Genomic DNA, 18,217 nt, shown 5'->3' with positions numbered 1-18,217 from the left:
CGGAAACGCCAAGGGCGGCCCGCGGCCGCCCTCGACGCAAGGCGTCCTGCCGGCTCAGTGCCAGTAGGGCTGGGCCTTGTAATAGTCGTAGGCGCGCTCGCGGATGCCGGCGCCGTCGTTCTTGGTCAGATCCTTGATCGAATCCGCCGGCGCCGCCTCGAGCTCGTCCTTGCTGAGCGGGATCACATAGGCGTCGAGCTCCGGGTCGAAATCGAGGGTCGACCACGGTACCGGATGGAATTTCTCGCCCATGCCGAGCATGCCGCCGAAGCCGACAACGGCGAACATGATGGCGTTCTCGGTCTTGTCGAGGATGAGGTCCTCGATCTTGCCGATGACGTTGCCGCTATTGTCCTTGACCTCGGTGCCGATGACGCGCGAGGCGCGAATGGCGGTGGTATGTCCCGATGCTGTCGGCATTTTTCCGTCTCCTTGAGGATGGATGATGCCGGGGTAACGGGTGGAGTCCGGGGGAGTTCCCCTGCCGCCTCGCCCACGGAGTCGAGCCGGACGCTCACGCCGGCTCACGCGCGGTGGCGGCACGATCACAACGGCGCCAGCGCGACTGGATTTTGCGCCGCGACGCGCCACATTACGGCGACACATGCGGGCGGACGGCTCCGCCTCGCGAGGGAGAGAAGCGATGATGGAGTTGCGCAGGATCGCCAAGGCCGCCATGGCGACGCTGATCGTGCCGGTGGCGGCGCTCGGCATCGGCATGGGGGCGTGGAGCAGCAGCGCCATGGCCGAGGGCCTGTTGCCGGTCGAGGCCCCTGCCCCGGCGATCGACGAGCCGGCGGCGACCGCGACTACCGAGACGGCGGTGTTCGCCGGCGGCTGCTTCTGGGGCGTGCAGGGCGTGTTCCAGCACGTCAAGGGCGTGAAAAGCGCCATCTCCGGCTATTCGGGCGGCACCGTCGACAACCCCACCTACGAGATGGTGGGCAGCGAAACCACCGGCCACGCCGAGGCGGTGAAGGTCGAGTTCGACCCCAAGGTGGTGAGCTACGGCAAGCTGCTGCAGATCTTCTTTTCGGTGATCACCGACCCGACGACGCTCAACTACCAGGGCAACGACCAGGGGACGAGCTACCGCTCGGCGCTGTTCGTCCTCAACGACGAGCAGGCCAAGGTGGCCAAGGCCTATATCGCCCAGCTCGACGCCGCCAAGGTGTATCCGAGCAGGATCGTGACGGAAGTGACGCCCTACAAGAACTTCTTCCAGGCCGAGGACTACCACCAGGACAACGCCTACACGATGAAGGTGAACCCGGGCTATCTGGCGTTCTTCGACGAGCCCAAGATCGCCGACATGAAGGCGAACTTCCCCGAATTGTGGATGGACAAGCCGGTGCTGGTGTTCGCCTCGAACGCCTGAGGCGGCGGGGACGGGATTGAGGCCGGGCCGCGCGCCCGGCCTTTTTGTTTGGCGGGGCGGCGTGGCGGGGCGGCGGTCGCGTGTCTGTCGCCGTCGTCCTTCCCACATTCCTCCCCATCGTCATTGCCGCGAAAGCGGGACTCCAGGCGAAGGTCTCGGACGTCCGTGAGCCCGGTCTGGATTCCCGCTTGCGCGGGAATGACGATGTGGATGGTTTCTCGGGACTGACGATGTGGCGGGGTTGGTCCTGCGTGCGGGGGCTGGTCCCGGCGAGGCCCCTTACAGCAGCGTTTCGATGTCCGGCGCGAGGTCGGCCGGCTGCACCTTGTCGGCGAAGCGGCGGACCGGGCGGCCGTCGCGGCCGACCAGGAATTTCGCGAAATTCCACTCGATGTCGCGGTCGGCCGAGCCCGGCGTTTCGTGCTTCAGCCAGGCGTAGAGCGGATCGGCGGCCGGGCCGTTGACCTCGAGCTTGGCGAACATCGGGAAATCGACGGCGTAGTTGAGGGTGCAGAAGGCGGCGATCTCCTCGGCGCTGCCGGCCTCCTGCCCGCCGAACTGGTTGCAGGGAAAGCCCAGAACCACGAAGCCGCGCGGGCCGTAGTTGCGGTACAGTGCCTCGAGCCCCTCATATTGCGGGGTGTTGCCGCACTGGCTGGCGACGTTGACGATGAGCGCCACCTTGCCGGCATAGGCCGAGAGCGGCTCGGGAGCCCCGCCGAGGCGGGAGGCGGTGAAATCGGAAAGAGTCGTCATGGGGCGGAATCCTGCGGTCAGTCGCTGTCGCGCCGATGCGCCTCGACCAGCTTTTCGGCCAGCGATTTTTCGGCGGCGTCCCGGGCCTTTTCGGCCTTGCTGCGGCCGAACCGCACGCGGTTCTCGGCGGCCTGCTGCTCGCGCTCGGCACGGGATTTCTGCTTGCGGGCGCGGTTGAGGTTGACGATGTCGGCCATGCCGCAAGCTTAGCCGCACGCCGCCGGCGGTCAAGCGCGCCGGTCGAGCTACACCAGCCGGCTCTGGTCCATGGCGGCGGCGATGAAGCTGGCGAACAGCGGGTGCGGCTCGAACGGCTTGGATTTGAGCTCGGGGTGGAACTGCACGCCGATGAACCAGGGATGGTCGGTGCGCTCGACGATCTCGGGCAGCGTGCCGTCGGGGGAAACGCCGGAGAACAGCAGGCCGTTCTTTTCGAGTACCTTGCGGTACGCCATGTTCACCTCGTAGCGGTGCCGGTGCCGCTCGGAGATGCGGGTGGTGCCGTAGATGTCGGCGACGCGGCTGCCGCGGGTGAGCTGGGCGGGATAGGCGCCGAGCCGCATGGTGCCGCCGAGGTCGCCTTCGGCGGAGCGGGTTTCCTTCTCGTTGCCCTTGGTCCACTCGGTCATCATGCCCACGATCGGCTCCTTGGTCGGGCCGAATTCGGTGGAGTTGGCGTTCTTGATGCCGGCGGTGTTGCGCGCCGCCTCGATGCAGGCCATCTGCATGCCGAAGCAGATGCCGAAATACGGCACGTCCTTGACCCGGGCGAAGCGCGCCGCCTGGATTTTTCCGCCCGAACCGCGCTCGCCGAACCCGCCGGGAACCAGGATGCCGTGGATGTGCTCGAGATAGGGCGCGGGGTCCTCGTGCTCGAAGATCTCGCTGTCGATCCAGTTGAGGTTGACCTTGACCTTGTTGGCGATGCCGCCATGCACCAGCGCCTCGCTCAGCGATTTGTAGGCGTCCTTGAGGCCGGTGTATTTGCCGACGATGGCGATGTTGACCTCGCCCTCCGGGTTGTGCAGGCGCGACGACACCTCCTCCCACTGGCCGAGATCGGGCGCGGGCGCGTCGGTGATGCCGAAGGCGGCCAGCACTTCGCGGTCGAGGCCTTCCTTGTGGTAGGCGAGCGGCACGTCGTAGATCGAGGCGACGTCGAGGCCCTGGATCACGGCGCTTTCGCGGACGTTGGTGAACAGCGCCAGCTTGCGGCGCTCCGAGCTCGGGATCGGCCGGTCGCAGCGCACCAGCAGCACATCGGGCGAGATGCCGATGGAGCGCAGCTCGGCCACCGAATGCTGCGTCGGCTTGGTCTTGAGCTCGCCGGCCGAGGGGATGTACGGCATCAGCGTCAGGTGGACGTAGACCGCGTGGTGGCGCGGCAGATCGTTGCCGAGCTGGCGGATGGCCTCGAAGAACGGCAGGCCCTCGATGTCGCCGACGGTGCCGCCGATCTCGATCAAGACGAAATCGTAGTCGTCATTACCCTCGAGCACGAATTCCTTGATGGCGTCGGTGACGTGCGGGATCACCTGCACGGTGGCGCCGAGGAACTCGCCCTTGCGCTCCTTCGAGATCAGGTCGGAATAGATGCGGCCGGTGGTGATGTTGTCGCGCTTGTTGGCGTGCCGGCCGGTGAAGCGCTCGTAATGGCCGAGGTCGAGGTCGGTCTCGGCGCCGTCGTCGGTGACGAACACCTCGCCGTGCTGGGTGGGCGACATCGTGCCGGGATCGACATTGAGGTAGGGGTCGAGTTTCCGCAAGCGCACCTTGTAGCCACGCGCCTGGAGCACGGCGCCGAGCGCCGCGGACGCGAGACCTTTGCCCAATGAGGAAACCACGCCACCGGTGATGAAAACGTACCGAGCCATGGGCCTTCACCTTACGGGCGCGCGCTTCTGATTCGGAAGAGCCGCGAGGCTGCGCCCACAGCCTCGACTCCATCAGACCATTTCGGGCCGGCCCGGACGGCGCGGCCAAATCCAAAAAGAAGAAGGGGATGTCGCCATCCCCTTCCGGTGTCCTGCGGTGGCGCCGCCTTATTGGGCAGGCGCGCTGCTGGCGGCCGGCGCCGCCTCGCTGCTGGCGGGCGCCGGAGCGCTGCTGCTCGGCGGCGCGGCCTCGCTGCTGGCCGGCGCGGCGCTGCTCGCGGCCGAAGCGCTGGCGGAGGGCTCGACGGCGGCGGACGCCGACGGCGCGGCGGTGACGGGGAGCGCGAGGCCGGCATCGGCGGCATCGGACGACGCCGTGGCCGGCGCGGCGGACGAGGTGTCGCCCTGCATCTGGCTCAGCGCGTCGAGCACGGTCGAGGGCTGCGGGCCGGTGCTCACGGCCTGGTCGAGAATGGAGTCGGTGCCGCGGTCGAGCTCGCTCATGATGGTGAGGCCGATGGCGGCGGCAAAGAACAGCGCCGCCAGGATCGCCGTGCTGCGGGTCAGCAAATTGGCCGAGCCGCGCACCGTCATCAGCCCGCCGGCATTGCCGCCCATGCCCAGGCCGCCGCCTTCCGAACGCTGCAGCAGGATCACGCCGATCAGCGCCAGGACGATGATGAGGTAGGCGACGAGCAATACGTTTTGCATAAGGGGACGGCTTTCAGTTCAGAGCCCGCAGCGGTGAGGCGTGCTGACCAAATCGGCGCGGGTCATACACGCCGCGCTCCCCAAATGCCAGCGGCTTGCGCCGATATTCGGGCGGGACGTGGGAATTACGCCGCGGAGATAATGGCGGCGAAGTCGTCCGCCAAGAGGCTGGCGCCGCCGACGAGGCCGCCATTGACGTGCGCGATGGCGAGGATTTCGCGCGCATTGGCCGGCTTCAGCGAGCCGCCATAGAGGATGCGGATCGCCGCGCCGCGTCCGCCGAAGCGCGAAATCAGCTGCTGGCGCAAGGAGTTGTGCATGGCGGCGATATCGGCGGCGGTGGGCGTGAGGCCGGTGCCGATGGCCCAGACCGGCTCGTAGGCGACGACCACGTCCTCGTCCGCCGCCTGGTCGGGCACCGAGCCGAGAAGCTGGCGCGCGCAGACGGCGTCGGCGGCGCCGGCCTCGCGCTCGGCCCGCGTCTCGCCGATGCAGATGATCGGGGTGAGGCCGGCGGCGAGGCCGGCGATGGCCTTGGCCCGCACCAATTCGTCGGTTTCGCCATGGTCGGCGCGGCGCTCGGAGTGCCCGACGATCACCATCTGCGCCCCGGCATCGGCCAGCATGGCGGCGCTGATGTCGCCGGTGTGGGCGCCGGAGGGCGCCGGGTGGCAGTCCTGGCCGCCGAGCACGATGCCGGCCGGCGCGGTGATGCGGTTCATCGGCCCGAGCAGCGTCGCCGGCGGGCAGATGGCGACGGTGCAGCGCGGCGCCGGGCCGGCGGTCAGGCGGCTCGCCAGCGTCTCCACCTCGGACAGCGCCGCGCGCAGCCCGTTCATCTTCCAGTTCCCGGCGATCAGGGGGGTAATATTCTGAGGCACTTGGCGGAAATCCTTGCTCTTGCGCGGCAACAGAGTTTGCCATAACCCCTTCGGGCCGCAACGTCACCGCCTGGATTGCCTGCCAATGCTGAACCTGATGCGCCGTTTCGCCACGACCCTGGTCGGCAAGATCCTGGGTGGCCTGCTGCTCATCGGCATGGCCGGATTCGGCATCTCCAACGTGCTGCTCGACCTCGGCTCGACCACGCTCGCCAAGGTCGGCAACGAGGACATCACCACCACCCAGTTCCAGCGCGCCTACCAGCAGCAGCTCAACCAGTTCGCGCAGCAGACCGGGCAGATGCCGACCTCGCAGCAGGCGCTGCAGATGGGCATTCCGACCGCGGTGATCGCGCGGCTGGCCTCGGACGCGGCGGTGAACCAGCTGGCGACCAGCTACGGCATCGGCGTCTCCGACGCGCAACTGGCCAAGATGGTGCGCGAGGACCCGAGCTTCGCCAACACGCTGGGCAATTTCGACCGCGCCACCTTCCAGCAGGTGCTGGCGCAGAGCGGCTATACGGAAGCGGAATATTTCGACCTGCAGACGCGGGCCGCCCGCCGCCAGCAGATCGCGATGGGCCTGTTCGCCGGCTCGCCGGTGCCCAAGACCGCCGCCGAGCTGCTCAACCGCTACCGCAACGACACGCGCACGGTGGAATATTTCACCCTCAACTCCACCAGCCTGCCCGACATCGCCGCGCCGACCGACGACGACCTCAAGACCTATCTCAAGGACCACCAGGCCGATTTCCGCACCAAGGAGACGCGCACCGCCGACGTGCTGGTGCTGACCCCCGACGCGCTGGCGGCGCTGCCCGACTACCAGCCGACCGAAGACGAGATCAAAGCCGAATACGACAAGACCAAGGACAGCCTGACCACGGTCGAAAAACGCCAGATCCAGCAGGTGGTGCTGACCGATCCGAGCAAGGAGGCGTTCTTCACGCCGGGCAGCAATTTCCTCGACGACGTCAAGGCGGCGGGGCTGACGGCGACCGATTTCGGGCTGCAGGCCAAGGCCGACGTGATCGACCCGGCCGTGGCCGACGCCGCCTTCGGGCTCGCCAAGGCAGGCGATTTCACCATCATCCCCGGCATCGGCGGCAAGCGCGTGATCGGCGTCACCAAGATCGAGGCCGGCGGCACGACCAGCTACGAGGAGGCCAAGCCGGCGGTGGCCAAGAAGCTGGCCATGGCCAAGGCCAAGGCGGCCTATGCGGACATCGAGGACCAGATCGAATCCCTCAGGGCCGGGCTGAAGCCGCTCAAGGAGATCGCCGACCGCTACAAGCTGCCGGTCGCGACCGTGAGCATCACCGCCGGCGGGCCCGAGCTGTCGTCGGTCGCCGCCCTGCCCGCGGCCGACCGCGCCCGGGTGGCGACGGCGATCTTTGCCGCGACCGAGGGCAAGCTGGCGCCGACCGTGGCGGTCAATTCCAACGAGAACATCTATTTCGACCTGAGCAAGGTCGAGGCGGCGCGCGACCAGACGCTCGACGAGGTGAAGGACAAGGTGACGGCCGCCTGGACCGCCGCCAAGACCGACGCGGCGCTCAAGGCCGAGGTCGACGCCATCATGAAGGAGCTCGACGGCGGCAAGTCGTTCCAGGACGTGGCGGCTGAGCGCACGCAGTTCGCGACCATCAGCCAGCCGATCACCCGCGACGGCGACAAGACCAATGTGCTGACCCAGCAGGTAGCGGCGGCGATCTTCTCCAAGGGCCCCGACAGCCATGGCTGGGCCATCGACGGCGACGGCGAATATGTCGTCTACCACGTCACCGACGTGACCCCGGCGCCGGGCGAGGGCGACAAGAACATCAAGGACTTCCTCGAAAATTCCGAGCGCGACGCGCTCTATGCCGAATTCGTCGGCGGCATCCGCGACGAGGCCGGCATCAAGATCAACCAGCAAGCGTTGAGCCAGCTGCTCAACCTTGACCAGCCGCAGTGATGCGATGGCGGGGGACAGCTTCGAGACCTTCGCGACGGCCTATGATGCCGGGCGCTCGCAGATCGTCTTCCGCCGCGTGGTGGCGGATCTCGAGACGCCGATCGGTGCTTACCTCAAGCTGAGCGAGGGGCGGCGCAACACGTTCCTGCTCGAAAGCGTGCAGGACGGCGCCACCAAGGGCCGCTATTCGATGATCGGGTTCGACCCCGACATCATCCTCAGGGTCGAGGCCGGCAAGGCCAGCATCAACCGCAACGCCAATGTGACGCCGGAGGCGTTCGCGCCGCTGGCGACGCCGCCGCTCGAGGCGCTGCGGGCGCTGGTGGCCGAGAGCCAGACCGACGTGCCCGAGGGCCTGCCCTCCACCGCCGCCGGCATCTACGGCTATCTCGGCTACGACATGGTGCGGCTGATGGAGGTGCTGCCCGACAGCAACACCGAAACCCTCGGCCTGCCCGACGCCATCCTGATGCGCCCTTCGGTGCTGGCGATCTTCGATACGCTCAAGGACGAGCTGTACCTGACGGCGCCGGTGTACCGGCGGGCCGGCATCACCGCCAGGCAGGCCTGGGAAAGCGCGCATTCGCGCATCGACGACGCCACGGCGCGGCTGAGCCGCACCCTGCCCTACGCCACCGGCCTGCCCGACCTCGGCGGCATCGCCATCACCTCCAACACCAGCAAGGAGCAGTACGCCGCGATGGTGGCGGCGGCCAAGGAGTACATCCGGGCCGGCGACATCTTCCAGGTGGTGCTGAGCCAGCGCTTCGAGGCCAGATTCGACCTGCCGCCGACGGCGCTCTACCGGGCGCTGCGCCGCACCAACCCGTCGCCCTACATGTACATGCTGGATTTCGGCGATTTCGCCGTGGCCGGCTCGAGCCCCGAAATCCTGGTCAAGGTGGAAAAGGGCCAGGTCACCATCCGCCCCATCGCCGGCACCCGCAAGCGCGGCGCGACGCCGACCCGCGACAAGGAGCTGGCCGACGAATTGCTGAGCGATCCCAAGGAGCTGGCCGAGCATCTGATGCTGCTCGACCTCGGCCGCAACGACGTGGGCCGCGTCGCCAGCATCGGCTCGGTGCAGGTCACCGACAAGTTCTTCCTCGAATATTATTCGCACGTGATGCACATCGTCTCCAACGTGGTCGGCACGCTCGATCCATCGAAGGATTTCGTCGACGCGCTGGCGGCGGGCTTTCCGGCCGGCACCGTCTCGGGGGCGCCCAAGGTGCGGGCGATGCAGATCATCGACGAGCTGGAGACGGCGCGGCGCGGCATCTATGGCGGCTGCGTCGGCTATTTCGGCGCCGACGGCACGATGGATACCTGCATCGTGCTGCGCACCGCCATCATCAAGGACAACACGCTCTACGTGCAGGCCGGGGCGGGGATCGTGGCGGATTCCAAGGCCGAGCTCGAACAGCTCGAATGCGAAAACAAGGCCCGCGCCCTTTTCAGCGCCGCTGAAGAGGCATTACGCTACGCCGGAGAAGCGAGGGTGGGACAGTGACGGGGAGCCGGCTATCTGACGGCCCCTCACCCGCCTCCCCCGGGACGAGCCCGGGGTCGGCACCCTCTCCCCGAAGGGGCGAGGGGACGACAGAACCGAAATTCCCAGTCGGGTCCCCTCGCCCCTCTGGGGAGAGGGTCGGCGCGCAGCGCCGGGGTGAGGGGCCGTGAGCGACGCATGAAACTCCTCATCATCGATAATTACGACAGCTTCACCTACAACCTCGTGCACTTCCTCGGCGAGCTCGGGGCGGAGCCGGTCGTCTACCGCAACGACAAGATCGGCCTCGACGACATCGCCGAAATGGCGCCGGAGGGCATCGTGCTGTCGCCGGGCCCGTGCACGCCCAACGAGGCAGGCATCTGCCTCGCGCTGATCGACCGCTTCAAGGACACGACGCCGATCCTCGGCGTCTGCCTCGGCCACCAGGCCATCGGCCAGGCGATGGGCGGCGAGGTTATCCGCGCCCCCGAGCTGATGCACGGCAAGACCAGCCGCATCAGCCACACCGGCAAGGGCCTGTTCCGCGGCCTCAATTCCGGCTTCGAGGCGACCCGCTACCACTCGCTGATCGTCAGGCGCGACAGCCTGCCGGCCGAGCTGGAGATCACCGCCAGCAGCGAGGACGGGCTGATCATGGGCCTGCAGCACCGGCGCTATCCGCTGCACGGGGTGCAGTTCCACCCCGAGAGCATCGCCTCGGAGAACGGCCACGCGCTCCTGCAGAATTTCCTGACCCTCAGCCGCGATTTCGGCGTGCGGAAGGCCGCGTGATGGACATCAAGGCAGCTCTCGGAAAGATCGCAGCGCGCCAGGACCTGACGGGCGAGGAAATGCGCTCGGTGATGACCGTCATCATGGCGGGCGAGGCGACGCCCAGCCAGATCGGCGCCTTCCTCATGGGCCTGCGGGTCAAGGGCGAGACGGTGGGCGAGATCGCCGCCGCGGTGTCGATCCTGCGCGAAAAGATGGTGCCGGTGGCGGCGCCCGACGACGTGGTCGACATCGTCGGCACCGGCGGCGACGGCGCGGAGACGCTGAACATCTCGACCGCCACGGCGCTGGTGGTGGCGGCGGCCGGCGTGCCGGTCGCCAAGCACGGCAACCGGGCGCTGTCGAGCAAATCGGGCGCGTCCGACGTGCTGCAGGCGCTGGGGGTCAAGATCGACCTCACGCCGGAGCAGATTTCGCGCTGCATCGCCGAAGCCGGCATCGGCTTCATGTTCGCGCCGGCACATCATCCGGCGATGAAGCATGTGGGGCCGTCGCGCGCCGAGCTCGGCACCCGCACGATGTTCAACCTGCTCGGCCCGCAGTCGAACCCGGCCGGGGCGCGGCGCTACATGCTGGGCGTCTACGGCAAGAACTGGGTGGAGCCGGTGGCCGCCGCCCTGCTCGCCAACCGCGCCGTCGCGGCCTGGGTGGTGCATGGCGATGGCGGGCTCGACGAATTGTCGACCACCGGGCCGAGCTTCGTCGCCTCGATCAAGGGCGGGAACCTGACGAGCTTCGAGGTGACGCCGGAGGATGCGGGGCTCAAGCGCAGCACCATGGCCGACCTCAAGGGCGCCGACCCGGCCTACAATGCCGGCCGGCTGCGCACCGTGCTCGACGGCGCGCGCGACCCCTATCGCGACGTCGTGCTGCTCAACGCGGCGGCCGCCCTCATCGTCGCCGGACGCGCCGATACGCTGAAGCTGGGCGCCGACCTCGCGGCGCGCGAGATCGACAGCGGCCGCGCCAAGGCGACGCTCGCAAAGCTGATCTCCGTGAGCAACGGCTGATGGAGGGCTGGACCGACTTCTTCGTGGCCGAGGTGGGCGCCGCTGCGGCGCTCGCCGGCCTGCTGGTCGTCGCCATGTCCATCAACATCAAGGAGATCATGGCCCTGCCGACGCTGCCGCCGCGCGCCGCGCAGACCCTGATCATCATCGCCGCCGCCCTGGTGCTGGCGAGCCTCGGGCTGTTCCCGCGGCAATCGCTCGCCGCCTTCGGCTGGGAGGCGGTCGTCACCGGCATCGTCGTGGCGCTGACCGGCGCGCTCGAGGTGCGCAACCTGTTCGCCCGCCGCGAAAAGGCCGACCCGCTGTTCTGGTCGCTCTATCCGCTGCTGCTGGTGATCATCACCGCCCTGCCCGCGCTGGTGGGCGGCCTGCTGCTCGTCAACGGCGACGAGACTGGCCTCTACTGGATCGCCAGCGGTATCATCATCCCCTTCATCACCACGCTCCAGGGCGGGTGGGTGCTTCTCGTCGAAATCCTGCGCTAGCCATGTCCGATATCCTCACCCGCATCGAATCCTACAAGCGCGACGAGATCGCGGCGGCCAAGGCGCTGCGCCCCTGGAACGAGGTGGTGGCCGAGGCGCACGACGCGCCGCCGGTGCGGCGCTTCCTCTCGGCGCTGCGCGCCAAGCGCCAGCAGGGCGAATTCGCGCTGATCGCCGAGGTGAAGAAGGCGAGCCCGTCCAAGGGCCTGATCCGCCCCGATTTCGAGCCGGCGGCGATCGCGCGGGCCTACGAGCTGGGCGGCGCGGCGTGCCTGTCGGTGCTGACCGACCGGCCGAGCTTCCAGGGCGCGCCGAACTACCTGATCGAGGCGCGGGCGGCGACGCAATTGCCGGTGCTGCGCAAGGACTTCATGTTCGAGACCTACCAGGTGGCCGAGGCGCGCGCCTGGGGCGCCGACTGCATCCTGATCATCCTCGCGGCGGTGACCGACGACGTGGCGCGCTACCTACTCGACGCCGCCGCCGAATGGCGCATGGACGCGCTGGTCGAGGTGCACGACCAGATCGAGATGGACCGGGCGCTGGCGCTCGACGCCGAGTTCATCGGCATCAATAACCGCAATCTGCGGACCTTCGAGACGACGCTGCAGACCTCGGTGACGCTGGCCGGCAGCGTGCCCGGGAGCGTGCATCTGGTCGCCGAAAGCGGCATCGGCAGCTATGCCGACGTGCGGCGGCTGCACGACGAAGCGGGGATCGGCACCTTCCTCGTCGGCGAAAGCCTGATGCGGCAGGACGACGTGACGCGCGCCACGCAATTGCTGCTGTGGGGCGACAAGGGCCGGCCATGACCGAGGCGCTCACCCATCTCAACCACAAGGGTGAGGCCCATATCGTCGATGTGGGCGACAAGCCGGCGACGGCGCGCCGGGCGGTGGCGCGCGCCACGCTCGAGGCCAGGCCCACCACGGTGGCGGCGATCGCCGGCGGCGGCCTCAAGAAGGGCGACGCCCTGGCGGTGGCCCGCATCGCCGGCATCATGGCCGCCAAAAAGACCAGCGAATTGATCCCGCTCTGCCATCCGATCGCGCTCGACCGGGTGGAGGTGGCGATTTCGGCCGAAGCCGGCACCATCACCATCCTTGCGACGGCCGAGACGCACGACCGCACCGGCGTCGAGATGGAGGCGATGACCGCGGCGTCCGTGGCGGCGCTGACCCTCTACGACATGGCCAAGGGCATCGACCGGGCGATGCGGGTGAGCGCCGTCGAGCTCATGGAAAAGTCGGGCGGCAAATCCGGGGATTTCAAGCGGTGATCAGTGTCGACGATGCGCTGGACCGGATCTTCACGCGCATCCCGACGCCGCTGCCCGAAACCGTCCCCCTCGCCCGCGCCCACAAGCGGGTGCTGACGCGGCCGCTGATCGCCCAGCATACGCAGCCGCCGTTCGACGCCAGCGCCATGGACGGCTACGCCGTGCGCGCCGCCGAGATCGTGCCCGGCCGGCCGGTGTTCCTCGCCGGCACCTCGCAGGCCGGGCAGCGCTTCACCGGCATGATGCAGTCGGGCGAGTGCGTGCGCATCTTCACCGGCGCGCCGCTGCCGATCGGTGCCGACGCGGTGATCATGCAGGAGGACGCCACCGCCGACGGCAACCAGGTGGTGTTCCACAGCACGGTGCGGCCGGGAAAATCGGTGCGCCGCAAGGGCTACGATTTCACCGCCGGCAAGGAGTTGCTGCCCGCCGGCGTGCCGCTCAATCCGGCGATGCTGAACCTCGCGGCGTCGGCGAACTACGCCCAGCTCGAGGTGACGCGGCGGCCGCGGCTCGCCGTGCTCGCCACCGGCGACGAGCTGGTGCCGCCGGGCAGCGAGATCGGCCCCGACCAGATCGTCGCCTCCAATTCCTACGGCCTCATCCCCCTGCTCTCCTCCTATGCCGAAAAGGTCGTCGACCTCGGCATCGTCGCCGACGACAAGCGGGCGCTGGAGACGGCGATCCTGGGCGCCTTCGACTATGGCGTCGAAGTGCTGATCACCTCGGGCGGCGCCAGCGTGGGCGAGCGCGACTTCGTGCAGGACGTGCTGCGCGACCTCGGCGTGCAGCTCGATTTCTGGAAAATCCTGATGCGGCCGGGAAAGCCGCTGATGTTCGGCACCCGCGGCAAGACGCTGGTGTTCGGCCTGCCGGGCAACCCGATCTCGGCATTCGTGACGGCGGCGGTGCTGGTGCGGCCGGCGCTGCGGCTGATGACCGGCCATACCGATCCGTTCTGGCCGTTCATGGGCGTGCCGCTGGCGGCGGACCTGCCGCCCAATGGCGAGCGCCGGCATTTCGTGCGCGGCAAGCTCAGCCGCAACGAGGTGGGCTTTCTCGAGGTGACACCGATCGCCGAGACCGACAGCAACCACTCCTCCTCGCTGGCCGAGGCCGACGCGCTGATCGTGCAGCCGGAGAACGACCCCGGCACCCCGGCGGGCGAAATCATCGAGATCATCCCGCTCAACATGCTGAGCTGACGCCGGCGCCGGCAGCCGCGAAGAGTCGACTGGCGGCGCGTCACTCGGCCGGCGTCTTGGGCACCGGAATTTTGGGCACCGGCACTTTGGCCGTGGGCGCCTTGGAGGCTGGGGCCTTGGGCGCCGGCCGCTGCCTGGCGGCGGCTTGCTGGCGCACCGCCTCGACGGCGGCGGCGATGTCGAGCAGGTCGCGCTGCAGCCAGGCGACGATGACCCGCGATTTGTTGCCCATCGTCTCGAACTCGATCGACGGGGCGAGGCCGAGCGCGAACGCCTCGGCCTGGGCGAAGCTCTGGCGCTCCAGCGGCGGCAAGGCGCGCCACAGCTTCAACACCTGCTTGCGGGCCTCGTCCTTGGTCACGGCGACACACTCACGCGCGGAAAAATGAGGCCAGCCCGAGGCGGGCGCCCGCAAGGCTGGCCAGGGTCAGTTAGCGTCGGTCAAAGACCCCGCGCAATCATGGTCTGGCGGTAACACTAACGAAACAAACAAAGACACGTCGCGACTTGCCGGTTTCGGCGCGCTAGCGCGGGCGCGAAAACACGTTGACGACGTTGCCGTCGGGATCGCGCAGCAGCATCGAGCGGTTACCCCATGGCATGTCGGTTGGCGGCATGGCGACGTCGGCGCTGTCGCCGAGGCGCGTGCGCACCGCATCGACGTCGGCCACCTCGAACTCGACGATGGCCGAGCGGTTGGCGGCCGCCACCGCCGCGCCGGCGTTGAAGCGCGCCACCAGCGTCTCGCTGGAGAGCGCGAGGGCGGCGGCGCCGAAGCGGAATTCGGCGAATTCCGGCGCCGGGCGGGAGGGCGTGGTTTCAGTGAGGCGGGAATAGAAGGCGACGAGGGCGTCGATGTCGGCGGTGACGAGGCGGACGGAGGCGAAGTGCATGGAAAGCTCCCTTTGCTGAACAGCGCCGTTCTGGAACGGCATGCTGTCAGGATGCGGCAGTGGCCGACGCGCGCCGCGCCTTAAGCCATTGTTTACCCCGATGTTGCAGAACAGAGCCGGAACATCTATACATCGTTCAGCCTTTGTTCTGATTCCCCAAGGGGGCCGCCGATGCTCACGCGCAAGCAGCATGAACTCCTCATGTTCATCCATGAACGCATGAAGGAGAGCGGCATTCCCCCCTCCTTCGACGAAATGAAGGACGCGCTGGATCTGCGCTCCAAATCGGGTATCCACCGGCTGATCACGGCGCTGGAGGAGCGCGGCTTCATCCGCCGCCTGCCCAACCGGGCCCGGGCGCTGGAGGTGATCAAGCTGCCCGATTCGATGAACCCGTCGCTGGGCGGCCGCAAGGCGCGCTTCGAGCCCAACGTCATCGAAGGCACGCTCGGCCGGGTGGCGGCGCCGCCGGCGCGCAGCGCCCCGCCGATGCCGGGCATGTCGGAAGCGGGCCGTCCGGTCTCCATTCCGGTGATGGGCCGCATCGCCGCCGGCACCCCGATCGAGGCGATCCAGAGCCACAGCCACACCATCGCGGTGCCGCCGGAAATGCTGACCGGCGGCGAGCATTATGCGCTCGAAGTGCGCGGGGATTCGATGGTCGACGCCGGCATCTTCGACGGCGACACCGTGATCATCAAGAAGCAGGATACCGCGGCGACCGGCGAGATCATCGTGGCGCTGGTCGACGAGGAGGAGGCGACGCTGAAGCGCCTGCGCCGGCGCGGCAATTCGGTGGCGCTGGAGGCCGCCAACCCGGCCTACGAGACGCGCATCTTCCCGCCCGACCGGGTGAAGGTGCAGGGCCGGCTGGTCGGCCTGCTGCGCAAATACTGAGCCTGGCGACTACGCGCGCCGCGGGCGTTTGATTTTCGGCAGGTTTTTCGCCCGCCGGTCCTGCTTGCCTGCCTGCTGAAGGTGCAGCGGATCGCCGGTCCATTGCCTCGGCGATCTGCTCTAAGCCTTTGTTCTGGCGTGTTTCCGGACCGGAAAACCATTGCCACTTTTCCTGGAAACGCTCTAGGGTCGCGCCGCGTTTTGGCGGAGTCGGACGGTGGCAGAAGCAGAGTGGGTGGCGGTCGACTGGGGCACCTCGAACGTGCGGGCCTGGGGCATCGCCGCCGATGGCGGACAGGCCTTCGCGGTCGGCGCCGACAAGGGCATGGGCAAGATCGGCCGCGCCGACTACCCCGCGGTGCTCGATGAGCTGATCGGCGACAAGGTCGCCGGCACGGTCGACGTCGTGGTCTGCGGCATGGCGGGGGCGCGGCAGGGCTGGCTCGAGGCCCCGTATTTCGAGACGCCCGCGGACCTGCACCAATTGCTGTCGCGTGCGGTGTCGCCCGAGGGCGCCGACGCGCGCTTCCGCGTCCGCATCCTGCCCGGCGTCTGCCAGCGGCAGGCCGGTTACGAGGACGTGATGCGCGGCGAGGAAACGCAGCTGCTCGGCCTATTGGGGCTGCGGCCGGGCTTCGAGGGCGTCGCCATCCTGCCGGGCACGCATTCGAAATGGGTCGAGATTCGCGGCGGCCGGATCGTGCGCTTTTCCTCGGCGATGACCGGCGAGCTCTACGAGGTGCTGTCGCAGCATTCGGTGCTGAGGCATTCGTTCGCGGGCGACGTCGACGGCGCCGAGATCGAGGCGGGCATCGCCGACGGCATGGCGGCGGGGCTGGCGCAGCCGGAATTGCTGAGCGCGCTGATCTTCCGCACCCGCGCCGCGGGGCTGCTGTCGGGCAAGGGCGCCGACTGGTGCTCGGGCTACCTCTCGGGGCTGCTGGTCGGCGCCGAGATCGGCGGGCACCGCGACTGGCTGGGGCCCGAGCCGGTGCCGCTCATCGGCTCGGCGCGCTTTGCCACGCTCTACGGCACCGCGCTCGCCCGCATCGGCGTCCAGAGCTTTGCGCTCGACGCCGCCGACGCCACCATCGCCGGACTGAAGGAGGCTCGCGCCCAATGACCCGCCAGATCATCGCCATCCTGAGGGGCGTGACGCCGGCCGAAGCCAACGCCGTGTGCGAGGTGCTGCTCGCCGCCGGCATCGGCATCATCGAGATTCCGCTCAATTCGCCCGACCCGCTGGTGTCGATCGCCAATGCCGCGCGCAGCTTCGCCGGCCGCGCCGAGATCGGCGCCGGCACGGTGCTGACGGTGGAGGACGCCGAGGCGGTGAAGGCGGCGGGCGGCCAGTTGATCGTTTCGCCCGACACCAACGAGGCGGTGATCCAGCGCACCCGGGCGCTCGGCATGAAGTCCTATCCCGGCGTGTTCACCCCGACCGACGCCTTCCGCGCCATCCGCGCCGGCGCCACCGGACTCAAATTCTTCCCGGCCGAGGTGCTGGGCACCAGGGGCATCAAGGCGATGCGGGCGGTGCTGCCCAAGGATATGCCGCTCTATGCGGTGGGCGGCGCCAACCCCGACAATTTCCGGGAGTATTTCGAGGCGGGCTGTGCCGGCTTCGGGCTGGGCAGCTATATCTTCAAGCCGGGCATGAGCCTGGACGAGATCGGCAAGCGGGCGCGCGCGGCAGTGGCGGCCTATGACGGGGGCAAGACCACATGACGGACACGGCGGAGCTGTTCATCGACAGCCGGTGCGAACTGGGCGAAGGCATTTTCTGGCATCCGCTGGTCGAACGCCTGTTCTGGTTCGACATCCTCAACAAGACGCTGTTCTCGGCGACCGCCGGCGGCATCATGGTCGACCGCTTCACCTTCGAGGCGACGGTGACGGCGGCGGGGGTGATCGACGCCGACAACCTCGCCATCGCCTCGGCGGCCGGCATCTTCAAGCTGAACCTGTCGACGGATGCGCGCGAATTGCTGGTGCCGCTCGATCCTGGCAGCACCGGCGTGCGCTCCAATGACGGGCGCGTCGGGCCCTCCGGCGCCTTCTGGATCGGCACCATGGGGCTCAAGGACCCGGGCAAGGTGGCGGCCGGCGCGCTCTATTCGGTGCGCGACGGCGCGGTGACCAGGCTGCTCGGCGACCTGCACATCCCCAACGCCACCTGTTTTTCGCCCGATGGCGGCACCGCCTATTTCACCGACAGCGCCACCCGCACCCTCCGCAAGGTGGCGATCGACCGGGACACCGGCCTGCCGAGCGGGGCGTGGCAGGATTTCGCCCGCGTCGAGCCGCCGGCCGAACCCGACGGCGCCGTGGTGGATGCCGCCGGCTATGTGTGGAACGCGCAATGGGGCGCCGGCAGCGTCATCCGCTTCGCCCCGGACGGCAGCGTCGACCGCGTGGTCAGGGTGCCGGTGAGCCGCCCCACCTGCCCCGCCTTCGGCGGCAAGGAGCTGAAGACGCTCTACATCACCTCGGCGCGCGACGGGCTGACGGCCGAGGAGCTGGCGGCCGAACCGCTGGCCGGCGGCGTCTTCGCCATCGATGTGGACGTGCCCGGCCTGCCCGAGAACCTCGTCAGGATCTGAG

21 protein-coding genes are annotated in these 18,217 nt (G+C 68.6%); 13 read left to right on the top strand and 8 right to left on the bottom strand.

Annotation, left to right across the window (positions count from 1 at the left end):
* Window positions 1–54: 54 nt before the first annotated feature.
* Complete coding sequence (locus BGO82_RS09010) at window positions 55–420, bottom strand: PRC-barrel domain-containing protein (protein ID WP_291305220.1); 366 nt, start codon at window positions 418–420, stop codon at window positions 55–57.
* A 223-nt stretch (window positions 421–643) separates the two neighbouring features.
* Between BGO82_RS09010 and msrA the strand changes: the two genes are divergently transcribed.
* Window positions 644–1,378, top strand: a complete 735-nt coding sequence (gene msrA, locus BGO82_RS09005; RefSeq protein WP_291305219.1) for a peptide-methionine (S)-S-oxide reductase MsrA — start codon at window positions 644–646, stop codon at window positions 1,376–1,378.
* A 279-nt stretch (window positions 1,379–1,657) separates the two neighbouring features.
* Here msrA and BGO82_RS09000 read toward each other — a convergent pair whose 3' ends face one another.
* The 5 genes from BGO82_RS09000 to tpiA form a co-directional block, all read right to left on the bottom strand.
* Window positions 1,658–2,134 carry a glutathione peroxidase gene (locus BGO82_RS09000; RefSeq protein WP_291305218.1) on the bottom strand — a complete coding sequence of 159 codons (477 nt, stop codon included), beginning with the start codon at window positions 2,132–2,134 and terminating at the stop codon, window positions 1,658–1,660.
* A 17-nt stretch (window positions 2,135–2,151) separates the two neighbouring features.
* Window positions 2,152–2,331: a DUF4169 family protein gene (locus BGO82_RS08995; RefSeq protein WP_291305217.1), complete on the bottom strand. Its 180-nt coding sequence runs from the start codon at window positions 2,329–2,331 to the stop codon at window positions 2,152–2,154.
* A gap of 48 nt (window positions 2,332–2,379) precedes the next feature.
* Complete coding sequence (locus BGO82_RS08990; protein ID WP_291305216.1) at window positions 2,380–4,008, bottom strand: CTP synthase; 1,629 nt, start codon at window positions 4,006–4,008, stop codon at window positions 2,380–2,382.
* Between the two features lie 168 nt (window positions 4,009–4,176).
* Window positions 4,177–4,719, bottom strand: a complete 543-nt coding sequence (gene secG, locus BGO82_RS08985; RefSeq protein WP_291305215.1) for a preprotein translocase subunit SecG — start codon at window positions 4,717–4,719, stop codon at window positions 4,177–4,179.
* Window positions 4,720–4,844: 125 nt separating this feature from the next.
* Window positions 4,845–5,600 (bottom strand): triose-phosphate isomerase, encoded by a 756-nt coding sequence (tpiA, locus tag BGO82_RS08980; RefSeq protein ID WP_291305214.1) that lies wholly within the window; start codon window positions 5,598–5,600, stop codon window positions 4,845–4,847.
* 85 nt (window positions 5,601–5,685) lie between these two features.
* On the opposite strand from tpiA, the gene BGO82_RS08975 reads away from it, so the two are divergent.
* The 8 genes from BGO82_RS08975 (at window position 5,686) to glp (ending at window position 13,823) form a co-directional block, all read left to right on the top strand.
* A complete protein-coding gene (locus BGO82_RS08975) occupies window positions 5,686–7,557 on the top strand; it encodes a peptidylprolyl isomerase (RefSeq protein ID WP_291305213.1) in 1,872 nt (623 codons plus the stop codon).
* 4 nt (window positions 7,558–7,561) lie between these two features.
* Entirely contained in the window at window positions 7,562–9,070 is a 1,509-nt protein-coding gene (gene trpE / locus BGO82_RS08970; RefSeq protein ID WP_291305701.1) for an anthranilate synthase component I, read from the top strand.
* 177 nt (window positions 9,071–9,247) lie between these two features.
* Window positions 9,248–9,844, top strand: a complete 597-nt coding sequence (locus tag BGO82_RS08965; protein ID WP_291305212.1) for an aminodeoxychorismate/anthranilate synthase component II — start codon at window positions 9,248–9,250, stop codon at window positions 9,842–9,844.
* On the top strand, window positions 9,841–10,854 hold the full coding sequence (trpD, locus tag BGO82_RS08960; RefSeq protein WP_291305211.1) for an anthranilate phosphoribosyltransferase: 1,014 nt from the start codon (window positions 9,841–9,843) through the stop codon (window positions 10,852–10,854). Before BGO82_RS08965 ends, trpD begins: the two co-directional genes overlap by 4 nt.
* Window positions 10,854–11,339 carry a hypothetical protein gene (locus tag BGO82_RS08955; protein ID WP_291305210.1) on the top strand — a complete coding sequence of 162 codons (486 nt, stop codon included), beginning with the start codon at window positions 10,854–10,856 and terminating at the stop codon, window positions 11,337–11,339. Before trpD ends, BGO82_RS08955 begins: the two co-directional genes overlap by 1 nt.
* A gap of 2 nt (window positions 11,340–11,341) precedes the next feature.
* A complete protein-coding gene (gene trpC / locus BGO82_RS08950) occupies window positions 11,342–12,151 on the top strand; it encodes an indole-3-glycerol phosphate synthase TrpC (protein WP_291305209.1) in 810 nt (269 codons plus the stop codon).
* Window positions 12,148–12,618 (top strand): cyclic pyranopterin monophosphate synthase MoaC, encoded by a 471-nt coding sequence (gene moaC / locus BGO82_RS08945; RefSeq protein WP_291305208.1) that lies wholly within the window; start codon window positions 12,148–12,150, stop codon window positions 12,616–12,618. The genes trpC and moaC overlap by 4 nt, the downstream gene beginning before the upstream one ends.
* The gene (gene glp / locus BGO82_RS08940) at window positions 12,615–13,823 is read left to right on the top strand and encodes a gephyrin-like molybdotransferase Glp (RefSeq protein WP_291305207.1); all 1,209 of its coding nucleotides are present in this window, start codon (window positions 12,615–12,617) and stop codon (window positions 13,821–13,823) included. The genes moaC and glp overlap by 4 nt, the downstream gene beginning before the upstream one ends.
* A gap of 40 nt (window positions 13,824–13,863) precedes the next feature.
* Here the strand turns inward: glp and BGO82_RS08935 are convergent, their stop codons facing one another.
* Complete coding sequence (locus tag BGO82_RS08935) at window positions 13,864–14,184, bottom strand: hypothetical protein (protein ID WP_291305206.1); 321 nt, start codon at window positions 14,182–14,184, stop codon at window positions 13,864–13,866.
* Between the two features lie 163 nt (window positions 14,185–14,347).
* The gene (locus tag BGO82_RS08930; RefSeq protein ID WP_291305205.1) at window positions 14,348–14,716 is read right to left on the bottom strand and encodes a VOC family protein; all 369 of its coding nucleotides are present in this window, start codon (window positions 14,714–14,716) and stop codon (window positions 14,348–14,350) included.
* A 171-nt stretch (window positions 14,717–14,887) separates the two neighbouring features.
* On the opposite strand from BGO82_RS08930, the gene lexA reads away from it, so the two are divergent.
* The 4 genes from lexA (at window position 14,888) to BGO82_RS08910 (ending at window position 18,216) form a co-directional block, all read left to right on the top strand.
* A complete protein-coding gene (lexA, locus tag BGO82_RS08925) occupies window positions 14,888–15,613 on the top strand; it encodes a transcriptional repressor LexA (RefSeq protein WP_291305204.1) in 726 nt (241 codons plus the stop codon).
* A 217-nt stretch (window positions 15,614–15,830) separates the two neighbouring features.
* Window positions 15,831–16,736: a 2-dehydro-3-deoxygalactonokinase gene (locus BGO82_RS08920; RefSeq protein WP_291305203.1), complete on the top strand. Its 906-nt coding sequence runs from the start codon at window positions 15,831–15,833 to the stop codon at window positions 16,734–16,736.
* Complete coding sequence (locus BGO82_RS08915) at window positions 16,733–17,341, top strand: 2-dehydro-3-deoxy-6-phosphogalactonate aldolase (protein WP_291305202.1); 609 nt, start codon at window positions 16,733–16,735, stop codon at window positions 17,339–17,341. Before BGO82_RS08920 ends, BGO82_RS08915 begins: the two co-directional genes overlap by 4 nt.
* Window positions 17,338–18,216 (top strand): SMP-30/gluconolactonase/LRE family protein, encoded by an 879-nt coding sequence (locus tag BGO82_RS08910; protein WP_291305201.1) that lies wholly within the window; start codon window positions 17,338–17,340, stop codon window positions 18,214–18,216. Before BGO82_RS08915 ends, BGO82_RS08910 begins: the two co-directional genes overlap by 4 nt.
* Window position 18,217 lies beyond the last annotated feature (1 nt).

Origin of the sequence: Devosia sp. 67-54, assembly GCF_001899075.1 — a bacterium.
In the GTDB taxonomy this organism is placed as follows: Bacteria; Pseudomonadota; Alphaproteobacteria; order Rhizobiales; family Devosiaceae; genus Devosia_A.
The sequence above is the reverse complement of the archived record's forward strand: the minus strand, read 5'-3'. Positions and strand labels throughout refer to the sequence as shown.

What these genes read in the sequence shown, in the direction of transcription:
- BGO82_RS08965 (WP_291305212.1), top strand. Translation starts at nt 9,248, where the DNA reads ATGAAACTCCTCATCATCGATAATTACGACAGCTTCACCTACAACCTC.
- msrA (WP_291305219.1), top strand. Translation starts at nt 644, where the DNA reads ATGATGGAGTTGCGCAGGATCGCCAAGGCCGCCATGGCGACGCTGATC.
- BGO82_RS08995 (WP_291305217.1), bottom strand. Translation starts at nt 2,331, where the DNA reads ATGGCCGACATCGTCAACCTCAACCGCGCCCGCAAGCAGAAATCCCGT.
- BGO82_RS09000 (WP_291305218.1), bottom strand. Translation starts at nt 2,134, where the DNA reads ATGACGACTCTTTCCGATTTCACCGCCTCCCGCCTCGGCGGGGCTCCC.
- BGO82_RS09010 (WP_291305220.1), bottom strand. Translation starts at nt 420, where the DNA reads ATGCCGACAGCATCGGGACATACCACCGCCATTCGCGCCTCGCGCGTC.
- trpC (WP_291305209.1), top strand. Translation starts at nt 11,342, where the DNA reads ATGTCCGATATCCTCACCCGCATCGAATCCTACAAGCGCGACGAGATC.
- secG (WP_291305215.1), bottom strand. Translation starts at nt 4,719, where the DNA reads ATGCAAAACGTATTGCTCGTCGCCTACCTCATCATCGTCCTGGCGCTG.
- trpE (WP_291305701.1), top strand. Translation starts at nt 7,562, where the DNA reads ATGGCGGGGGACAGCTTCGAGACCTTCGCGACGGCCTATGATGCCGGG.
- BGO82_RS08915 (WP_291305202.1), top strand. Translation starts at nt 16,733, where the DNA reads ATGACCCGCCAGATCATCGCCATCCTGAGGGGCGTGACGCCGGCCGAA.
- lexA (WP_291305204.1), top strand. Translation starts at nt 14,888, where the DNA reads ATGCTCACGCGCAAGCAGCATGAACTCCTCATGTTCATCCATGAACGC.
- BGO82_RS08975 (WP_291305213.1), top strand. Translation starts at nt 5,686, where the DNA reads ATGCTGAACCTGATGCGCCGTTTCGCCACGACCCTGGTCGGCAAGATC.
- BGO82_RS08990 (WP_291305216.1), bottom strand. Translation starts at nt 4,008, where the DNA reads ATGGCTCGGTACGTTTTCATCACCGGTGGCGTGGTTTCCTCATTGGGC.
- moaC (WP_291305208.1), top strand. Translation starts at nt 12,148, where the DNA reads ATGACCGAGGCGCTCACCCATCTCAACCACAAGGGTGAGGCCCATATC.
- BGO82_RS08955 (WP_291305210.1), top strand. Translation starts at nt 10,854, where the DNA reads ATGGAGGGCTGGACCGACTTCTTCGTGGCCGAGGTGGGCGCCGCTGCG.
- BGO82_RS08930 (WP_291305205.1), bottom strand. Translation starts at nt 14,716, where the DNA reads ATGCACTTCGCCTCCGTCCGCCTCGTCACCGCCGACATCGACGCCCTC.
- BGO82_RS08910 (WP_291305201.1), top strand. Translation starts at nt 17,338, where the DNA reads ATGACGGACACGGCGGAGCTGTTCATCGACAGCCGGTGCGAACTGGGC.